The following is a 17,589-nucleotide window of genomic DNA, read 5'->3' as shown; positions in this document are numbered from 1 at the left end:
GCAGCCGGACCTGCCCGTTGAGGCCTCTTATGAGTGGCCGCACAGGCGGCGTCGCTAGCTTGTTTCCCAGCGCCCGTAGGGCCGCACGAGAAGAGAGAGACGTGACGGACGGAGTGGGCCGGGCTGCACGACGGCCCGGCGAAATGCACGACGGACAGCAGCCGGCGGCGGCCCGCGGCGTCGGGGGCGGCCTGCGGCTGGCCCTGCGAGCGGTGATGATGATGGTGACCGCAGGCATCTGTCTGGCGATCACCGGCACGGTGCTGATGGTGGTCGGGCCGGAACTGGCCGCTGAGGTGAACACCGCGGCGCTGGCGGCCTGGCGTACGGTCTTCACCGCGATCGTGGTGCAGGGAGTGCCGTTCCTGCTGCTCGGCACCCTGGTGTCCGCCGCGATCGCCGCCTTCGTACCGGCCTCGGTCTTCACCAAGGCGCTGCCGCGCAATCCCGCGCTCGCCGTCCCGGTTGCGGGGATGGCGGGGGCGGTGCTGCCGGGGTGCGAGTGCGCCTCGGTGCCGGTGGCGGCCAGCCTGATGCGGCGTGGGGTGGCCCCGGCGGCAGCGCTGGCATTTCTGCTGTCGGCGCCGGCGATCAACCCGGTAGTGCTGGTCGCGACGGGCATCGCGTTCCCGCAGAACCACTGGATGGTGCCGGCCCGGCTGGTCGCTTCGCTCGCCACGTCCGTCACGATGGGCTGGCTGTGGGTGCGGCTGGGCCGCGAGGAATGGCTGCGGCTGCCCAAGGGGCCCACCGGGCATACCCCGGGCGGCGGGCGGCTGGAGGAGTTCCGGCTGAGCCTGCAGCACGACTTCCTGCATGCGGGCGGTTTCCTCGTCATCGGCGCCGCGGCAGCGGCCACCTTCAACATCGCCGTCCCGCACTCCGTGCTCAGCCTCTTCACCGATTCGCCCTGGCTGGCCGTCCCCGCACTGGCGGTCCTCGCCGTGATCCTCGCCGTGTGCTCGGAGGCGGACGCCTTCGTCGCCGCCTCGCTCACCGGCTTCTCGCCGACCGCCCGGCTCGCCTTCATGGTCGTCGGGCCCATGGCCGACCTCAAACTCATCGCCCTGCAGTCCGGCACCTTCGGACGCGCCTTTGCTCTCCGCTTCTCCACAGCCACGTGGTTCGCGGCCGTGCTCTTCAGCGTCCTGGTCGGATGGTGGCTCCTGTGAAACGCAGCCTTCAGGTACTCCTGCTCCTCCTCGCCGGCGCCGGTCTGCTGCACATCGCGCTGTTCAGCGACCTCTACCTGCGCTACGTCCAGCCGGCACTGCACATCCCGCTCATCGCCTCCGGCGTGCTGCTGGTGCTGCTCGGCCTCATCGGCGCTGCCCGCGACGGCTTCCCTTTCAGCCGCCCCGAGCCCGAGCACCACGCCGATGCGGACCACGGCCACGACCATTCCAAGGGCCCGCGCGTCGCCTGGCTGCTCTACGTCCCCGCACTCAGCCTGCTGTTCTTCGCGCCGCCCGCCCTCGGCTCGTACACCGCCTCACGCGACGACAACACCAAGGCCTCCACCGCCGGTGCGGGCACCTTCCCCGCTCTGTCGGGCAAGAGCGGCACGGTCGACCTCTCCCTCGGAGCATTCACCTCCCGGGCCATCTGGGACACCGGCCACTCCCTGAAGGGCCGCACCGTCCGGCTCACCGGCTTCGTCAGCCGAGGCGACGGCAACACCTGGTACCTCAGCCGCCTGGTCGTGACCTGCTGCGCCGCCGACGCCCAGGTACTCAAGATCGAGATGCACGGCATCCCAGCCCCGGCGTCCGACGCGTGGGTGACCGTGACCGGTCAGTGGCGCCCCACCGGGAAGGTGGGAACGGACGCGGCCCACGCCGTCCTCAACACCGAGACGGTCAAGCACATTTCAGAGCCCGAGGACCCGTACGAATGAGGAATGCGCAGGATCGAGCGCTCCATCGATCCCGGAGCGGTTCACTTTCATCCGTACGCGGTGGTGCACGTTCACTTGTACGCCGACAGGTGGCGGGCGGAAGAGACGCCCCGCCGCCACGCATGGCATGAGAGTGCTGGTTGGAAGTCGGTGCTGGTGCCCTGACCGGTTGCCCTGCGGTTTGGATGGGTGTCTCCTGGTGGAAGGGGCTGATAGCCCAGGAGTGGTCCAGATGACTGGTCCAAGCGTGTGTGCTCACTGTGCAGCCCCAGCGATGCCCGGTCCCGAAAGGTGCATCCGGTGCGGGCATGATTTTGCACCGCGGTCTCCCGACGAATTTTCTGCACCATCCGCTCCTCCCAGCGCGTTGCCTCCCGGAGTGCGCCCCGGCGGGGGCGGGTGGAACGGGCCGTCCCCAGGAGAGGCCCGTCGGCCACCCGAGGCCTTCGCTCCCGCCCAGTCTCCTGAGCCGGCCGCTGCGAGCCCTCAATCGACTCCGTCGCTCCGCATCGGCAGCGGAGTGGTGGAGGGGCAGGTGCACGGTGTGCAGTCACGCACCGAGCAACAGGGGGAATCAAACTACGAGACGGTGTGGACGTTCCGGGTCGAACGCTATGACGAGGCCGGCAATCGGGTGCTGCTGGTGCCGGTGGAGATGCGGGGCTACGCGTTCGAAGGGGCGATTTCCGAGGGTGATTGGGTACGGGCGCACGGCAAGATGAAGAGAGGCACGCTGCGGGCGAGCAAAGTCGAGAACCTGACGAGCGGGGCTAGCGTCAACGCTAAGACGATGTCTCATGTGGTGAGTTTGGCGAGTTTTTTGTAGCAGGTCAGTGCGGCGGCGAGGCCGAGGAAGGCGAGGAAGTGGCTGCCCTTGCGTTCGTACCGGACAGTGAGGCGGCGGTAGCCGAACAGCCAGGAGATGGTGCGTTCGATCTTCCAACGGTGGCGTCCGAGTCGTTCGGAGGACTCGATGCCCGGGCGTGCGATTCGCGTGATGATGCCGCGTTTCCGCAGCCAGAGCAGGGTGTCGGCGGAGTGGTACGCCTTGTCGGCGCGGAGCTTGCCGGGGCGCCTGCGGCGCGGTCCGCGCCGGGACCGTACGGCCGGTATCGCCTTCACGAGCGGCTTGAGGGCCTGGCTGTCGTGAGTGTTGGCCCCGGAGACGGCTACCGCCAGCGGAATGCCCTCGCCTTCGGACAGGACATGTAACTTGCTGCCGGACTTGCCGCGATCGACCGGGTTCGGCCCGGTCAGCGAGCCCCCCTTTTCGCCCGTACCGAGGCGGCATCGATGATCACCGAGGACCAGTCCAGCTCGCCCCGGGCTCCCAGCTCGTCCAGCACCGCCCGGTGCAACCGCCGCCACACCCCCGCCTTCGTCCAGGCCGCGAACCGCCGGTGCGCGGTAGCCGGCGACACCCCGAACGTCGGCGGCAAATGCCGCCACGCACAGCCGCTGGTCAGCACGTACACCACAGCCGTGAACACCGCCCGCTCGTCCAACGGCGCACTCCCACCACCCTGCGGACGCGGCACGAACGACGACAGCACAGGAGCAGCCAGTTCCCACAACCCGTCAGGAACCAGCCGCTGCGACAGATCAACACCCACGAAGAACAATGATGCCGCACCTCACGGCATCACCACATGAGACATCGCCTTAGACCCCGGTCAGTAGTTTCGACCGCTCCCACAGCCGGCTCGCGAAGGCCGGGTCGGTCACCAGCTCGTGCTTCGGCTCCTCGCGCTTCAGCTTGTGGAAATAGGCGCCGTTGATCGACTGGGTGTCCGGCGTGGTCGCGAGGTGGATCAGCGGCTCGGCACCCTCCTCGGCACTCGACATGAGCGCGCTGCCCAGCCGCATCAGGGTGCTGACGGCACGGTTTTCGCGCATGACGTCGCTGGCGACTGCGCCGGGGTGGAACGCCGCGGCCGTCACATCGCCGCGGCGGGCCAGTTCGCGGGTGAACAGGAGGACCGCCAGTTTGGCGGAGCCGTAGGCGCGCTGGCCGCTGGCGCTGGTGAGGTCGTCGAGGTCGAGGCGGCCGCGGCGATACAGCATGCTTCCGGTGTTGATCACGCGGCCCCCTTTCAGTGTGTCCAGCAGCAGGTTCGTCAGCAAGAACGGAGCGAGGTAGTTGACCTGGAAGGTCATCTCGTGCCCGTCCTGCGTGGTTCGGTGCCCGGAGAAGATGCCGCCGGCGTTGTTGGCCAGGACGTCGATGGGCCGGTCGCGCAGCTTCTCGGCCAGCGCGCGAACGTCATCGAGGCGGCTGAAGTCGGCGACGAGATGCTCGGCGCCGATCGACCCGGCGACGGCCTTGGTCTTCTCCGCCGACCGGCCCACGACGATGACGGTCGCGCCGAGCTGGGCGAAGCGCTGGGCCGCGGCGGCGCCGATCCCCGAGCTCGCCCCGGTGATGACGACATTCTTGCCCTGGAGATCAGTCATGACTAGCGCTCCTAGAGGTGATACGTAGTTTCATATTGATACTCTATCTCAAGGTGAAATATTGGGGTCGACGGGATGAGCGTGAGAGGCCGCATGCGCCGCCGCCAGCTCGGATCTGGCTGAGGCGACCTTCGAGCCATACCGGGGATTCGACAAGGTTCGGCGTGAAAACGACGTCGCGGCGGCCCGCCGAGGCCCTGCGGGCGGTCTGCCGCGACCATGTCGCCGCACCTGCCCACTTCGACGAGCCGGTGACGGGTTGGCGCTCGCTTGCGGGATGCCGCGTTGATATGGAGTTTACGCAAGCAACCATACCTCAAAGTGAGACTAGGTCTCACTGTGAGGCCGTCTATAATGCGGACATGGCCGCATTCACGAACACATCTCCACGCTCCGCCGCGCCGCCGGCACTGCGCGACCGACTGCGCCACGCGATGCGGGACGAAGTCAGCGCAGTGGCGTTCCGCCTCTTCACCGTGCAGGGCTTCGAGAACACGACGGTCGACCAGATCGCCACCGAGGCGGGGCTGTCGCGTGCCAGCTTCTTCCGCTACTTCGGCACCAAGGAAGACGTCGTTCTGGGCAACATCGAGGAACTCGGCCACGAAGTCGCCGCAGCGCTCAGCGCCCGCCCGGCGGACGAGCGGCCCTGGGACTCACTGCGCCGCGCCTTCGACGTACTCACCCAAATCCATGCCGACGAGCCCGAGAAGGCCCTGAGCTTCACACGGCTGCTCAGGGACGCTTGCCCCCTGAAAGCCCGTCACCGGGAGAAACAGCAGGGCTGGCAGCCCCTGCTGGTGCCTGAGGTCTCCCGGCGGCTCGGCGCCGACCCTGTCGCTACCGATGACCCCCGGGCTCTCGCGCTCGTGGCTTCCGCTCTCGCCTGCCTGGACGCGGCTACGGATACGTGGATGGCCTGCGACGGGACGACTCCACTGCCCGAGATCCTCGACCGCGCCATGGGCGCTCCGGCCGCATAGACCCGGCAGCTGTAGTTATTGATCGTCGGCCTGTCCTTGCTGGTCAGGGCGGCTACCGGGGCGCTGCGGGCAGAGGAACAGCCACCGTGATCATGAACGCTTGTGATGACGATCAAGGACCAGGTGGCCGCGGAGGCCACGATAGCCGAGCGTGAGTGGACGGACGTCATAGGAAGGCGATGGCCGCGGTGGCGGACTGCTTCACACGGCGTGAACCCCGCCTGCTTGGACGGGAGATGTGCGAGGCGATGCTGATGGAGCTGGACACCCGCAACTGCTGGACGCTCGCCGAGGCCCTGGGCCACTGTGGTCCGCACCACCTGCAAGCACTTCCTCGCCCGCGCCCGCGTCGACCACGACCTGGCCCGCGACCGCCTCGCCGCGTGGATCACCAACGAACTCGCCGATGACCAAGCCGTGCTAGGGCCAATGCCGTTGCGTTACGGGCTTGCGGGCTGGGGTCTTGTGATGAGGACCGCTTGAGGTCCGGTGCGGGTCGGCTGTGGCCAGGAACGGTGTTCAGTTCGCTTGAGGCGGTAGTTGGACATCTTGCGTTTCACCACGCGGGGCTGGCTGCGGAGGCGTCTGACGGGCAGGAGCCGTTCCAGGAGGTCCTGCTCGAGCATCACCAGTGCTCTGACCAGGAGGTCAGGGGGAAAAACTGCCCGGCGTGACGGTCACGCTGCGCCGGGCAGAGCGCAGCGTTTCGGTGAAGGAGACCCGGTCAGGGTCCAGGCCACGGGTGGCAGCCGTTCTCAGCATGAGTTCCCGCAGAGCGTGGTGGACCAGCAGGTGTGCCCAGATCTGCTGGTGAACACCGTCGGGTGTTTTACTGCTGAGCACGACGCGTGCGCCACGCTGATGGGTTTTGATCTCGGCGAAGACGGACTCGATCTCCCAGCGTTCGCGGTAGAGCGCGGCCAGCTGCCGGGCAGGATACCGTCGGGCGTCCAGCAGGCTGGTGACCAGGCGATAGTCGTCGGTCTCACCCTCACCGGCCCGGTCCTTGAGCCGGTAGGCCAGGACACGGACCACAACCGGCTCCTTGCGGGCCGGGCCGCCGCTCGCTCTGATGTGTGAGAGCCATGACCCGTCGCGGAACTGTTTGGTGACGGGCAGGACGCGGTTGGCGGGCACCCGCCACAGCAGGTCGGCGCCGGTGGCGGTGAACGCCTGCCACAACGGGACGCCAAGGAACCCACGGTCGGCCAGGACCAGCTGACCTGGGCCGGTCGAACGCGGCAGGCGGCCTACCAGAGTGACTTCCCCGGTGCGGCAGCCGGCCAGTTCCGCGTCCAGCACCGCATGGCTGCCGATCTCCACCAGAGCTGCCATCCGCACTTGCGGAAACGCGCTCCTGCCCGACCCGCGGCCACTGCCCGGACGTCCGAAGGCAGTCTCGTTGGCTTCACTGTCCGCGACGTCCCAGCACGTGCCGTCGACGGCGAGCAGCCGCAAGCCCCGCCAGAACGCGCCGGGCGTCGCCTCGGTCGCCATCGGCTTCGCGGTCGTGGCGAACAGCACCCGCAGCGGCTCGGAGCCCAGCCGCTGCCGGGCCCTGAACAGCGAGGACTTCGCCGGAACACGCCAGTTGCCCAGCAGCCCCGAGCCCCGCAAGCCCTCGACGAGATGGCGCATCACTTCCAGATACGGGGCAGGTGAGAACAGGGCCAACGCCAGCACGAAGTACACCACCAGCCGCACGGGAAGCAGCCGCTGACGTCGCTCGGCACGGCCGCACGCCGTCACCACCCGGTCCACCAAGCCTGGCGGATACACCCAGGTCAACAGGCCGAGACCCGATAAGTCAGACACACTCGCAGCCATCCGAACCACCCCCGGGACGAACTGCCAAGCACAGTACGCCTACAGCAAAGGCAACGGCATTGGGTCTAGGGCGTGTTGCGAAAGTCCCGCCTGCTCCACGACGCCTGGCACGCACGCTCGCCGCGTTGTCGGGATCATCCAAGTACGTCCAGTACGAGGACGACCCTCCGCCTTGCGATCGCACGCACCAGACGCCGCGGAGCCCGCCCTGCGGGCGGACGGCGCTACTTTCGCAACACGCCCTAGGTCCTGTCTGGAGTTCGGATCACGAGTGTGGTGCGATGCTGCGGAGCCAGAGCATCGCACCACACAGGTGCAGTCCGGCCTCGTAGCTCTCCGGGGTCTTGTCGTACCGGGTAGCGATACCGCGCCAGTTCCGCAGCCGGTTGATGCACCGTTCCACGGTGTTGCGCTCTTTGTAGAGTGTCGCGTCGTGTGAGACTGGCCGACCGCCAGCGCTGCCACGCTTCTTGCGGTTCGCGGCCTGGTCGACCTTCTCCGGGATCACGGCTCGGATCCCGCGTCGTCGCAGGTAGTGGCGGTTGCGTCGGGACGAGTACGCCTTGTCCGCGGCCACCGCATCCGGCCGGGTCCGCGGGCGCCCGATCGGGCCGCGCACCTTCACCCGTTCCAGGACCGGGGCGAACTGTGGACTGTCGCCGGCCTGCCCGGGCGTGAGGACGAACGCAAGCGGGCGACAGCGTCGGTCAGCCGCCACATGGATCTTGCTCGTCAGTCCGCCCCGGGAACGCCCCAGCTCGGCGGCTTTCAAGCGGGCTCGGTGTCGTCGGCGGACCCGTCGCCGCTCGACGCGCGCCTCATCCTCGGCCTGTCCGTCCTGCGTTCTTTGCGCCTTGCCATCGCCCCCTTTTCGGCCTCGACGGCCATTTCCAAGGCCGCCAACTGCTCGGGGTCCAGGGCCATCCCGGCGGCGTGATGGTGGGCCCGGGCGGTCGCAGAGTCCACGCTGACCAGGCCCAGGTCGGCCTGGCCGCGGGCGGCGGCCTCGGCGATCACTGTTTGCATCAGATCCTGGAAAACACCCCGCGTCGCCCAGATCCGGAAGCGGTCGTACGCGCTCGGCCAGGGCCCGAACTCGGTCGGCAGGTCACGCCAGGGGCTACCGGTCCGGAACCGCCACATCACCGCGTTGAAGTGTTTCCGCAGGTCAGGGATGGGCCCAACCGCGGCAATCGGGAGATGGGGCTCGATCAGGGCCCACTGCTCTTCGGTGAGATCGCCTCGCGCCATGACTGACGGCCTATCAAGACCGAGCCCTCGCGCGCAGGCGATCTACCGAACTCCTGATCCGAACTCCAGACAGGACCTAGTAGTGCCTGGTCAGGTTGATATGGACGTTGGTATGTCGCGGTGACAGGTCGGGCAGGCGCCGGTCCAGAGGGCGAGGAGTGTCTGTAGCTCGCGGACGACTTGGTAGAGGCTCAGGCCGGCGCCGTGTCTTTTGGGGCCCGGGCCAGTCGTTGCAGGGTGCAGAAGGCGTGCGCGACGGAGACGAGGGTGACGTGGTGGTGCCAGCCGTTCCAGGTTCGGCCCTCGAAGTGGGCGAGTCCCAGGGCCTGCTTCATCTCCCGGTAGTCGTGCTCGATGCGCCAGCGGAGTTTGGCGAGCCGGACCAGCGTGGTCAACGGCATGCCGCAGGGCAGGTCGGACAGCCAGAACTGCACCGGCTCGCTCTCGCCGGCAGGCCATTCGGCCAGCAGCCAGCACACGGGCAGTTCCGGGCCGTCGACGTTCTGGCGGACCTCGCGTCCGGCGGGCCGGATGCGCAGGGCCACGAAGCGCGAGTACATCCGCCTGCGGCCCGAGCGGCCGGTGCCGGGCCGGGAGCCCTCCCGCCACTGCACCGGCCGGGCCGCCTTCCGGCCCGCCGCGGTGACCAGCTCCTTCACCGACTGCGGCTTGTCGGGATACTTCGCCACCGGCGGGCGTCCGGTCCCCGCATACGGCTCGGCCACCGGCACCGCGCCGGCGGGCTGAGCCGACAGCGTGCTGGAGATTCCCACGACGTAGTTCAGGCCGCGGGCCTGCAGTCCGTGCCGGAACGCGGCGGCGTCGCCGTATCCGGCGTCCGCGATGGCCAGCGGCACCTCGATCCCCCAGGAGCGGATCTCGTCGAGCATGTCCAGGGCCAGCTGCCACTTCTCCACATGCCCGATATCGTCCGGGATGCCGCAGGCGGCACGTCGGGCGACCTTGTCCGCATCGGCCTTCGGTGAGGCGGGGTCCCAGGTCTGGGGCAGGAACAGCCGCCAGTTGACCGCCGCCGAAGCGTGGTCGGAGGCGAGGTGGAGCGAGACGCCGACCTGGCAGTTGGTGACCTTGCCCGCGGTGCCGGTGTACTGCCGCGACACGCATGCCGAGGCCGTCCCATCCTTCAAGAACCCGGTGTCGTCGAAGACCAGGGCCTCCGGACCGATCGCCTCCTCCATCCGCCAGGCCAGCCGGGCCCGGATGTGCGCCGGGTCCCAGGGGCTGGTGGTGATGAAGTTGGCCAGTGCCTGACGATTGCCGTCCTCCCCGAGCCGGGCGGCCATCGGCTCGACCGACTTACGCTGCCCATCGGTCAGCAGCCCCCGCAGATAGACCTGCCCCCACCGACGCTGATCCTTGCGCGCAAACGGCTCGAACACCTCCGCCGCGAACGCCTCCAACTCACCACGCACCACAGCAATCTCGTCCGGAGTCACACACACTCAACGCCACACCCGACCCACAGGACACGCACCACCACAACCAACCTGACCAAGCCCTACTAGTTCTCGTGCCCTGACCCCTCCGCGGAAAATTCATCACAGCCACCTCGGTAAAAGTGGGCGCCGGTACTCAGAAGAGCACCGGCGCCCACGGCATGGCGCCTCTCACCTACCAGGCGGCAGTGCCCTCAAGCCCAGGTGACGGCGTCCTCGACGGGCACGCGGGGCAGCCGCGGGAACCACGGGTCGGCGCCGGGGTGACCGATGTTGACCAACAGATGCGAGCGCCAGCTGGTACCGGCGAAGAACTCCTCGTCCACGCCGGCCTTGTCGAAGCCCGCCATGGGACCGGCCGCCAGCCCCGCCGCGCGGACGGCGAGCAGGAAGACCCCGGTCTGCAGTGCCGAGTTGTAGGCCGCGAGACTCTCGCGCTTGTCGATCTGGTCGGCGAACGCCGCTCGCAGCATGTCGCCGCGAGCGGGGAAGACCGTCGGCATCTGGTCGTGGAAGTCGACGTCGTACGCAAGGATCGCCACGGCCGGCGCGCTGAGCGTCTTGGCCTTGTTGCCCTCGTCGAGATGCCGGACGAGTCGCTCCTTGCCCTCGCGGGTGCGCACGAAGAGAACGCGCAGCGGCTGGCCGTTGGCGGCGCTCGGCGACCAGCGGGCGAGTTCCCAGATCATGGCGAGTTCGTCGTCGGCAACGGCCACCTCCGCGAAGGTGTTCGCGGTGCGGGCCTCGGTGAACAGCACCTTTCGCCCGGCGTCGTCGAGGACATCGAGGGCCTGCGGTTCACGGTCGGTCATACTCATGGTTTCTCTCTTACTTCGGCTGTACGGATGGTGTGGTGCCGGGGCGGGGCGACCGCCCCGGCAACCACAGGGTGGGGACGGGGTTTGTGGAGCCGGACGAGCACAGGGACCCGGTGCTGTCACAGGGGCCTGTGGCCCCCTGTCCGACGTCATATGTGGTGTGCTGACCGCTTGTTCCGCTCCGCGCCCAGGCGGGCGAAGTAGGCGATCAGGTCGGGGTTGTCGACCGCCGCGGGGTTCAGGACCTGCTCGGCGGGGGCGCCCTGGAGCAGGCGCTTGACGGGAACCTCGAGTTTCTTGCCGGTCTTCGTGTGCGGGAGCGCCGGTACGGCAAGGATCTCGTCGGGAACGTGGCGAGGTGAGGCACCGGCGCGGATCGCGTCGCGGATCTTCTCGCGCAGGGAATCGTCCAGGCCGACCCCGTCGGCGAGGACCACGAAGAGCGGCATCCAGTAGCCGCCGTCGGGTTCCTCGGCGCCGATGACGAGGGCCTCGGTGATCTCGGGGAGGTGTTCGACGATGTCATGGATGTCGGCACTGCCCAGGCGCACTCCGTTGCGGTTGAGGGTGGCGTCGGAGCGGCCGTGCACGATCACCGAGCCGTGCGAGGTGAGCGTGATCCAGTCGCCGTGCCGCCACACACCGGGGTAGTCGCCGAAGTAGGCGTCGCGGTAGCGGCTGCCGTCGGGGTCGTTCCAGAAATACAGCGGCATGGACGGCATGGGGCGGGTCACGACCAGTTCGCCGACCTGGTCGAGGACAGGAGTGCCCGTCTCGCCGTAGGCGGCCAGCGCCACGCCCAGGCTGGGGGCGGACAGCTCCCCCGCCCAGACGGGGGTCGTGGTGGCGCTGCCGGCGAAGGCCGAGACGACGTCCGTGCCGCCGCTGCTGGAGGCCAACTGGACGCCTGCGCCCACGTGGTCGCGGACCCACGGGTAGGCGGAGGCGGGCAGAGCGGAGCCGGTGCAGCCGATGACGCGGATGGCCGACAGGTCGTGCACGGAGGGTTCGATGCCCAGCTTGGCCATGGCCAGCAGGTACTGGGGACTGGTGCCGAAGAGGGTGACCTTGTGGCGAGCCGCCAGCTCCCACAGGATGTCCGGGCGCGCCTGCGGTGCCGGGCTGCCGTCGTAGGTGCAGGTGGTGGCACCGGTCAGCAGGGTGGAGACGACCAGGTTCCACATCATCCAGTGGGTGGTGGTGTACCACAGCAGGCGGTCCCCGGTGCCCAGATCGCTTTGCAGGCCGAGCATCTTGAGGTGTTCGAGCAGAACCCCGCCGTGCCCGTGGACGATGCCCTTGGGCACGCCGGTGGTACCGGAGGAGAAGACGACCCACAGAGGGTGGTCGAACGGCACCGGGGCGATGGTGAGGTACTCGGCGCCTGTAGCCGAGTCCTCCCAGGCAACCGTCAGCCCCGAGTCCCCGTCCTCGGGCCAGGCAAGGCCCACGTGGTCCACGAGCACCGTGGCCTTCAGCGTCGGCAGGGCGCGGACCAGTTCGAGCGAGGCGGTCCGACGGTCGTGTGTGGTGCCGTTGAACAGGTAGCCGTCCGCCGTGATGAGCACCGTGGGTTCGAGCTGGGCAAAACGGTCGGCGGCGGCCTTGGGCGCGTAGTCCTGGCCACACACCGACCACACCGCGCCCAGACTCGCGGTGGCGAGGAACGCAATGATCGCGTGGGGGGTGTTGGGCAGATATCCCACCACCCGGTCGCCCTGTCCGACGCCCAGGCCGCGCAGGCTGGCAGCGACGGAGGCGACCCGAGCGCGCAGCTCCCGGCCCGTGATCTCATAGCCGGCTCCGCTCTCGTCCAGGGCGGTGATCGCGGGAGCGTCCGGCTGCAGGTTGCGCAGCGCGTGATGGGCGTAGTTGAGGGTGGCTCCGGGGAACCAGTGGGCGCCGGGCATGGTCTCCTCGGCCAGCACCCGTTCGTACTCAGTCGTCGCGTCGATGTCGAAGTACTCCCACACCGCGGCCCAGAACCCTTCGAGGTCGGTGACGGACCACTGGTACAGGGCTCGGTAGTCCGTGGGGTCCTGGATCCCTTCGCCGCCCTGGTGCCGGGCCGCCCATCGGGCGAAGTCCGCGATGCGGCTGCGGGCGGCCGACCTCGGGTCGGGAGTGAAGAAGGGTTCCGGATACGGCGCGAGGTGCGGGGCGGTCATGGTGTGGTACTCCTCGTCAGGGGACGGGCGGGACGTCGGCGGTACGGCGGGCCGTGTGCAGCAGGGGAGCCCAGGCAGCGGTGTCCGTGAAGTCGCCGGTACCGGCCGGGACGGTGTCCATCACGACGCGGTCGGGGCGCAGCAGGACGGCGTCGGCACGGCCGCGTGTCAGCCAGCCGGCCAGGGTGCCGTCGTCGCCCAGGTCGTGCACGTGGATCGTCGGGGCGCCCAGTGCCGTCGCCACGGCCGTCATCTGCGCCGTGGACGGCACAGCGGTCAGGACGGCGAAGGAGCCCCCGAGAACGTCATCGAGGCGTACTCGCCTGCCGTCGTGACGTACCCAGGGCTGCGGGCAGAAGGTGCCGGGCAGCACGCCGCCGGTCAGTCTGCGGCGGCGCCGTACGAGTGGACCGGCGGTCAGCGCGGGGCTGAGGTCACGGCTCACCGCCGCGGTCACGCCGGGGATGCGACAGGCCGCGCCCACGACGGCCCGGCGGAACGCCGCGCCCCGGTCCTGTCCGCCGGTCATGGCCCAGCCGACGGCGACCGCCACGCGGATCACATGGCGGGCGTGCGGCTTGCGCTCACGCTCATAGGTGTCCAGCAGCCCGTCGTGTGCGCCCTGTTGGAGGACGCGGGCGAGCTTCCAGGTCAGGTTGTGGGCATCACGCAGGCCCGCGCACAGGCCCTGCCCGACGAAGGGCGGGGTGAGGTGAGCGGCGTCGCCCAGCAGGAAGACGCGCCCCCGGCGCCACCGGTCGGCGAGGCGGGCCCGGAAGGTGTACTGGGCCTGCCGGATCACCTCGAAGTCGTCGCCCGGCGAGGCATCGGGCGGCAGGTCCACCCAGGGGGCGACCAGCTCGCGCAGGCGCTCCCATCCGTCCGGGCCGTCCAGGTGCTGATCGTCGGCCAGCCGGAACTCCCAGCGGTAGCGGTCCTCGCCGACGCGCATGAAGGTGCCCGGACGGGTGGGGCAGCAGATCTGCTCGGCGCCTTCCCAGGTGCGCACCGGGCGGCTGGTGCGCACGTCGATGACCCGCCAGCTCTCCTCGAAATGCAGGTCCTCCCAAACGGCGCCGATGGCGTCGCGGGTGAGGCTGCCCGCACCGTCGCAGCCGAGGACGGCATCGGCCCACAGGTGCTCCTCCTCGTTGCTGCCGTCGCGGCGGAAGGTGACCCGGACCGGACCCGTGGAGTCGTCCGGTCCGTCGGTGTCCCCTGCGACGGACTGGGTGACGGACACGACCTCCACCCCGCCCCACAGCTCGCACTCGGGGCGGCGCGCCAGGGCGTCACGCAGCAGGCGTTCCAGTTCGGGCTGGTCGAACATGCTGGTCTGCGGGAAGCCGTGGTGCCCGAGCGGGGACCGCGGGAACTCGGCGATCATGCGGCGCCGGGCGTCCAGCAGCCGCAGCCCGCGCGCCGGGCGCGCCAGGGCGGCGAACTCCTCGTGGACACCGACGCTCTGCAGGATCCGGCGGACCTCGTCGTCCGCGACGACGGCGCGCGGCTGGGGGTAGATGTCCCGGTGGCGTTCGAGGAGCAGGCTGCGCACTCCGTGCCGGGCGAGCAGGAGGGCGGCCGTGACCCCGACGGGTCCGGCACCGATGATCACCACCGGCCTCCGGGCTGTGGCCTTCACGGTGCGTCCCTGACGGGGGTCCGCTGCTCGCCGAGGTCGATCCGCCCGTCCGGGGTGGCGATCGTGGCGGTGATGAGGTCACCGTCGCGCAGGTACTTGGGGTTCTTGGCCTGGCCCTTGAAGAACGCCTTCCACTTCAGTGCGGGCGGCAGCAGCGCGGCGATCTTCTCGGCCGCCTTGGGCGGGGCCTTCAGGGCCGTGCCGCCGGGAGTACCGGTCAGCAGCAGGTCGCCCGGGTCGAGGGTCTGGAAGCGGGCGAGCAGGGTGAGCGCCTGTGCGGGCCGTACGATCATGTCGGCCAGCGTGCGGTCCTGGCGCGACACGCCGTTGACCGACAGCCGCAGCCGCAGGTTCAGCAGATGGGCGAAGTCCTCGGGCTCCAGCAGGGTCAGGTACGGACCCGTCGGGGTGAAGGTCGGATAGGACTTGCTCTCGTAGAACTGGGTCTTGGTCAGCTGGACGTCGCGGGCGCTGACGTCGTTGGTCAGGACGAGGCCGGCGACGTAGCGCGGCAGGTCCTGCTCCTCGACGACGGTGCCCACGGGCAGGGTGGCGCCCATGACGAGGCCGAGTTCCACCTCGTAGTCGAGGAACTTCACGTGCTCGGGCCGGATGATCGTGTCGTGGGGGCCGCTGACCGAGCCGGAGGCCTTGCGGAAGAAGGTGGGCGGGATGTCACCGGTGAAGCCCGAATCCTTGGCGTGGCTACGGTAGTTGACCATCTGGGCGACCACCCGGCACGGGGTGGTGACCGGTGGCAGTGTCACCAGGTCGGCGACGGGCGTGCCGCTCTCGGCGGAGGCGGCGGCCTCCCGGACCGCGTCCCGGTCGGCGAGCAGTTCCGCCGTGGTGACCGCCTCGGTCGCGACACGGACGGCGCGCTCGTCCCGGACGACCCACCAGCCGTCGGTGGTGCGCAGAACGTTGGTGCTCATGAGCTCATCGCTTTCATCAGGCCCAGCAGGCGTGCGGGGTCGAGTTCGTTGTCGCCACGCAGGGCCGTCATGACCTCGCGCAGCTTGGCGGGGGAAGGGTTGGCGCCCAGGAAGTCGCGGGTGACCGGCGGGCCCCACTGGGCCAGGCCGCTCGCCGACATCGGTGCCCAGCCGGGCTCCAGGGCGCAGGAGAAGAGGTCGCCGTCGGCGAAGTGCTCCAGCATGAAGTGGTCGGGGTCGCGCCAGTAGTCGAACAGCTGGCTGCCCTGGATGTGCCGGCCGATGCCCCAGCTGCGCTGGTAGCCGCGCTCGCCCAGGTACTCCCCGCCGGCGGCGATCGAGTCGAGGTCGGTGACCTGGTAGGCCGAGTGGACGTAGCCGGTTCCGGGCCCCAGGTGCAGGGCCAGCGTGTGGTGATCGACGGCCACGCTCCCCTGGTCACACCGGATGAACGCCATCGTCGGCCCGCGCCCGCGCTGCCCGTCCAGGAACAGGAAGTCGGACACGATCATCCCGAGGGTGTCCAGGTACCAGTCCAGGGTGCGGGCGAACACCCGTGTTTCCAGCACCACATGGCCCAGCCGCTGGATGCGGGACGGCTCACGGGGCGGACGCTGGGTGGCGTTCGTACGACGGTGATCGGTACCGAAGTTGAGGATCAGCGGCTCCTGCTCGGGCAGCGCGGGCAGCTGCTCGGCGCAGTGCACCACCCGGACCGGCAGACCCGAGGGATCGAGCAGGGCGACCGACTGCCCACCGCCCGGTACGCCGATGTCCCGGACGGTACTGCCGGTGGCGCGGGCCAGCCGGTCGAGGTCGGCCCGCTCGGCCGCGCGGAACGCCGGCCCGATGAACCGGGGCGTACGCCCACGCCGGATGACCATGCAGGGTGAGCCCGCGATGGTGCCGCGAAGCCACAGCTCTCCCTCGGTGCGGGCGGCGATCGCGAACCCGAAGTCACGCGCGAAGACCTCGGCCCGGTCCAGGTCCGGCTTCTCGAACTCGAGCCAGGCCAGATCCGCCACCTTGATCACGGGATTCCGGGAACGTCCGGGGTGCTCTCCGCGCAGGGCGCCCTGCTCACTGTGGAGGTCTTGGTGGGGCGTCTGGGGAGCGGCTCTGTTAACGGGGGTGTGGGACATGGTGTCCTCCAGGCAACACTGCTGTAATGAGGAAATCATCAACTTTGCTGTAACCCATCGTCAATAGGGTGGACCCAAATAATTGATAATCCCATCAGTAATGGCAGACTCATCGCGGCGGTTGTTACACTCGCCGTATGCCGACGTCAGCCCCGCCCAAGAACCGCTTCGAACGGCGCCGTGCCGAGACCCGCCAGGCGCTTGTCCGTGCGGCCCGGCAGATCCTCGCGGAGACCGGGGACACCAGCGCCAGCATCCAGGCCATCGCCGCGCGCGCGGACGTGGGCTTCGGCTCCTTCTACAACCACTTCGAGTCCAAGACGGAGCTCTTCGACGCCGCGGTGACGGACGCCCTGGACGAGTTCGGGCAGGTCATCGACGAGCGGGTACAAGGAATCGACGACCCGGCCGAGCTCGTCGCTGCGGGCTTCCGGCTCACCGCCCGGATGGCCGACTCCCACCCTGAACTCATGCGGATCCTGCGTGACCGCGGTCTGGCCTACATCCACTCCGCCCGCGGACTCGCCCCGCGAGCCCTGCGCGACCTGGAGAACGGCATCGCCTCGGGCCGCTTCACCTGCCGCAACGCGACCACCGCCCTGTCCGCCTTGGGCGGCACCCTGATGTCCCTCGTGGCGCTGCGACTGGACCGCCCCGACCTCGACGGGGACGAGGCCGCCTCGGACCTGGCCGAGATGGTCCTGCGCATGCTGGGCGTCCCGCCGGACGACGCCCACCAGGTGACCCGGCGGCCGCTGCCCGACCTCGGTTGACCCGAGCACCTGCCGCGCCAGGCCCCGTGGCCACCGGAAAGCCGTGGACGGCAGCCCGTCCGCCGGTGGCCGCGCGGACCCTCGTCCTCGACCAGCCCGTGAGACCGGTTCCCTCCCGGCCACCGCGCAGCCGGAGGCGGCCGGCTGAGGCCTCGCGGTCCACCAGGGCGGCGTGACGTCGTAAGAGCCGACTCCACCGCGGACAGTCTTCTGTCCCGTGCCGCGCATGAACTCAGCCCGCG

14 protein-coding genes and 1 pseudogene are annotated in these 17,589 nt (G+C 69.5%); 5 read left to right on the top strand and 10 right to left on the bottom strand.

Annotation, left to right across the window (positions count from 1 at the left end; genetic code table 11):
• Positions 1-143 precede the first annotated feature (143 nt).
• The 3 genes from RWE79_RS39175 (at position 144) to RWE79_RS39165 (ending at position 2,723) form a co-directional block, all read left to right on the top strand.
• Complete coding sequence (locus tag RWE79_RS39175) at positions 144-1,172, top strand: permease (RefSeq protein ID WP_475946415.1); 1,029 nt, start codon at positions 144-146, stop codon at positions 1,170-1,172.
• Entirely contained in the window at positions 1,169-1,897 is a 729-nt protein-coding gene (locus tag RWE79_RS39170; RefSeq protein ID WP_475945488.1) for a TIGR03943 family putative permease subunit, read from the top strand. The genes RWE79_RS39175 and RWE79_RS39170 overlap by 4 nt, the downstream gene beginning before the upstream one ends.
• 544 nt (positions 1,898-2,441) lie before the next feature.
• Positions 2,442-2,723, top strand: coding sequence for a hypothetical protein (locus RWE79_RS39165; RefSeq protein ID WP_475945486.1), 282 nt, complete (start codon positions 2,442-2,444; stop codon positions 2,721-2,723).
• Here the strand turns inward: RWE79_RS39165 and RWE79_RS39160 are convergent.
• Together RWE79_RS39160 and RWE79_RS39155 are read right to left on the bottom strand one after the other, a co-directional pair.
• Positions 2,693-3,498, bottom strand: a protein-coding gene (locus tag RWE79_RS39160) for an IS5 family transposase (protein ID WP_475946413.1) whose coding sequence is annotated in 2 segments (ribosomal slippage) — positions 2,693-3,168 and positions 3,168-3,498 — 807 coding nt in all. Because the reading frame shifts where the segments join, the coding sequence is not laid out codon by codon here. The genes RWE79_RS39165 and RWE79_RS39160 overlap by 31 nt on opposite strands.
• A gap of 61 nt (positions 3,499-3,559) precedes the next feature.
• A complete protein-coding gene (locus tag RWE79_RS39155; RefSeq protein ID WP_475945484.1) occupies positions 3,560-4,351 on the bottom strand; it encodes an SDR family NAD(P)-dependent oxidoreductase in 792 nt (263 codons plus the stop codon).
• Between the two features lie 362 nt (positions 4,352-4,713).
• Here RWE79_RS39155 and RWE79_RS39150 point away from each other — a divergent pair, with 362 nt between their 5' ends.
• Entirely contained in the window at positions 4,714-5,334 is a 621-nt protein-coding gene (locus RWE79_RS39150; RefSeq protein ID WP_475945482.1) for a TetR/AcrR family transcriptional regulator, read from the top strand.
• Positions 5,335-5,982: 648 nt separating this feature from the next.
• Here the strand turns inward: RWE79_RS39150 and RWE79_RS39145 are convergent.
• The 8 genes and pseudogenes from RWE79_RS39145 to RWE79_RS39110 all read right to left on the bottom strand — a co-directional run bounded on the left by RWE79_RS39145 (position 5,983) and on the right by RWE79_RS39110 (position 16,574).
• On the bottom strand, positions 5,983-7,161 hold the full coding sequence (locus RWE79_RS39145) for an IS4 family transposase (RefSeq protein WP_475945480.1): 1,179 nt from the start codon (positions 7,159-7,161) through the stop codon (positions 5,983-5,985).
• Between the two features lie 265 nt (positions 7,162-7,426).
• Positions 7,427-8,412 (bottom strand): annotated as a pseudogene (locus RWE79_RS39140) (IS5 family transposase).
• A gap of 191 nt (positions 8,413-8,603) precedes the next feature.
• A complete protein-coding gene (locus tag RWE79_RS39135; RefSeq protein ID WP_475938225.1) occupies positions 8,604-9,869 on the bottom strand; it encodes an IS701 family transposase in 1,266 nt (421 codons plus the stop codon).
• A gap of 194 nt (positions 9,870-10,063) precedes the next feature.
• A complete protein-coding gene (locus RWE79_RS39130; protein WP_475945478.1) occupies positions 10,064-10,687 on the bottom strand; it encodes a malonic semialdehyde reductase in 624 nt (207 codons plus the stop codon).
• A gap of 149 nt (positions 10,688-10,836) precedes the next feature.
• Positions 10,837-12,855: an acetoacetate--CoA ligase gene (locus RWE79_RS39125; RefSeq protein WP_475945476.1), complete on the bottom strand. Its 2,019-nt coding sequence runs from the start codon at positions 12,853-12,855 to the stop codon at positions 10,837-10,839.
• Between the two features lie 16 nt (positions 12,856-12,871).
• Complete coding sequence (gene mhpA, locus RWE79_RS39120) at positions 12,872-14,497, bottom strand: bifunctional 3-(3-hydroxy-phenyl)propionate/3-hydroxycinnamic acid hydroxylase MhpA (protein ID WP_475945474.1); 1,626 nt, start codon at positions 14,495-14,497, stop codon at positions 12,872-12,874.
• Positions 14,494-15,432 carry a fumarylacetoacetate hydrolase family protein gene (locus tag RWE79_RS39115; protein ID WP_475945472.1) on the bottom strand — a complete coding sequence of 313 codons (939 nt, stop codon included), beginning with the start codon at positions 15,430-15,432 and terminating at the stop codon, positions 14,494-14,496. Before RWE79_RS39115 ends, mhpA begins: the two co-directional genes overlap by 4 nt.
• Positions 15,429-16,574 carry a VOC family protein gene (locus RWE79_RS39110; protein WP_475945470.1) on the bottom strand — a complete coding sequence of 382 codons (1,146 nt, stop codon included), beginning with the start codon at positions 16,572-16,574 and terminating at the stop codon, positions 15,429-15,431. The genes RWE79_RS39115 and RWE79_RS39110 overlap by 4 nt, the downstream gene beginning before the upstream one ends.
• A 137-nt stretch (positions 16,575-16,711) precedes the next feature.
• Between RWE79_RS39110 and RWE79_RS39105 the strand changes: the two genes are divergently transcribed.
• Entirely contained in the window at positions 16,712-17,347 is a 636-nt protein-coding gene (locus RWE79_RS39105; RefSeq protein ID WP_475945468.1) for a TetR/AcrR family transcriptional regulator, read from the top strand.
• The last annotated feature ends 242 nt before the right edge of the window (positions 17,348-17,589 follow it).

The organism is Streptomyces sp. RLA131, from assembly GCF_056270125.1.
This window is presented reverse-complemented; position numbering and strand designations above follow the sequence as displayed.

Excerpts from the sequence above, each read along its gene's own strand:
- RWE79_RS39125 (WP_475945476.1), bottom strand. The coding sequence starts at position 12,855 with ATGACCGCCCCGCACCTCGCGCCGTATCCGGAACCCTTCTTCACTCCC.
- RWE79_RS39105 (WP_475945468.1), top strand. The coding sequence starts at position 16,712 with ATGCCGACGTCAGCCCCGCCCAAGAACCGCTTCGAACGGCGCCGTGCC.
- RWE79_RS39145 (WP_475945480.1), bottom strand. The coding sequence starts at position 7,161 with ATGGCTGCGAGTGTGTCTGACTTATCGGGTCTCGGCCTGTTGACCTGG.
- RWE79_RS39155 (WP_475945484.1), bottom strand. The coding sequence starts at position 4,351 with ATGACTGATCTCCAGGGCAAGAATGTCGTCATCACCGGGGCGAGCTCG.
- RWE79_RS39150 (WP_475945482.1), top strand. The coding sequence starts at position 4,714 with ATGGCCGCATTCACGAACACATCTCCACGCTCCGCCGCGCCGCCGGCA.
- RWE79_RS39175 (WP_475946415.1), top strand. The coding sequence starts at position 144 with ATGCACGACGGACAGCAGCCGGCGGCGGCCCGCGGCGTCGGGGGCGGC.
- RWE79_RS39110 (WP_475945470.1), bottom strand. The coding sequence starts at position 16,574 with ATGTCCCACACCCCCGTTAACAGAGCCGCTCCCCAGACGCCCCACCAA.
- RWE79_RS39130 (WP_475945478.1), bottom strand. The coding sequence starts at position 10,687 with ATGAGTATGACCGACCGTGAACCGCAGGCCCTCGATGTCCTCGACGAC.
- RWE79_RS39115 (WP_475945472.1), bottom strand. The coding sequence starts at position 15,432 with ATGAGCACCAACGTTCTGCGCACCACCGACGGCTGGTGGGTCGTCCGG.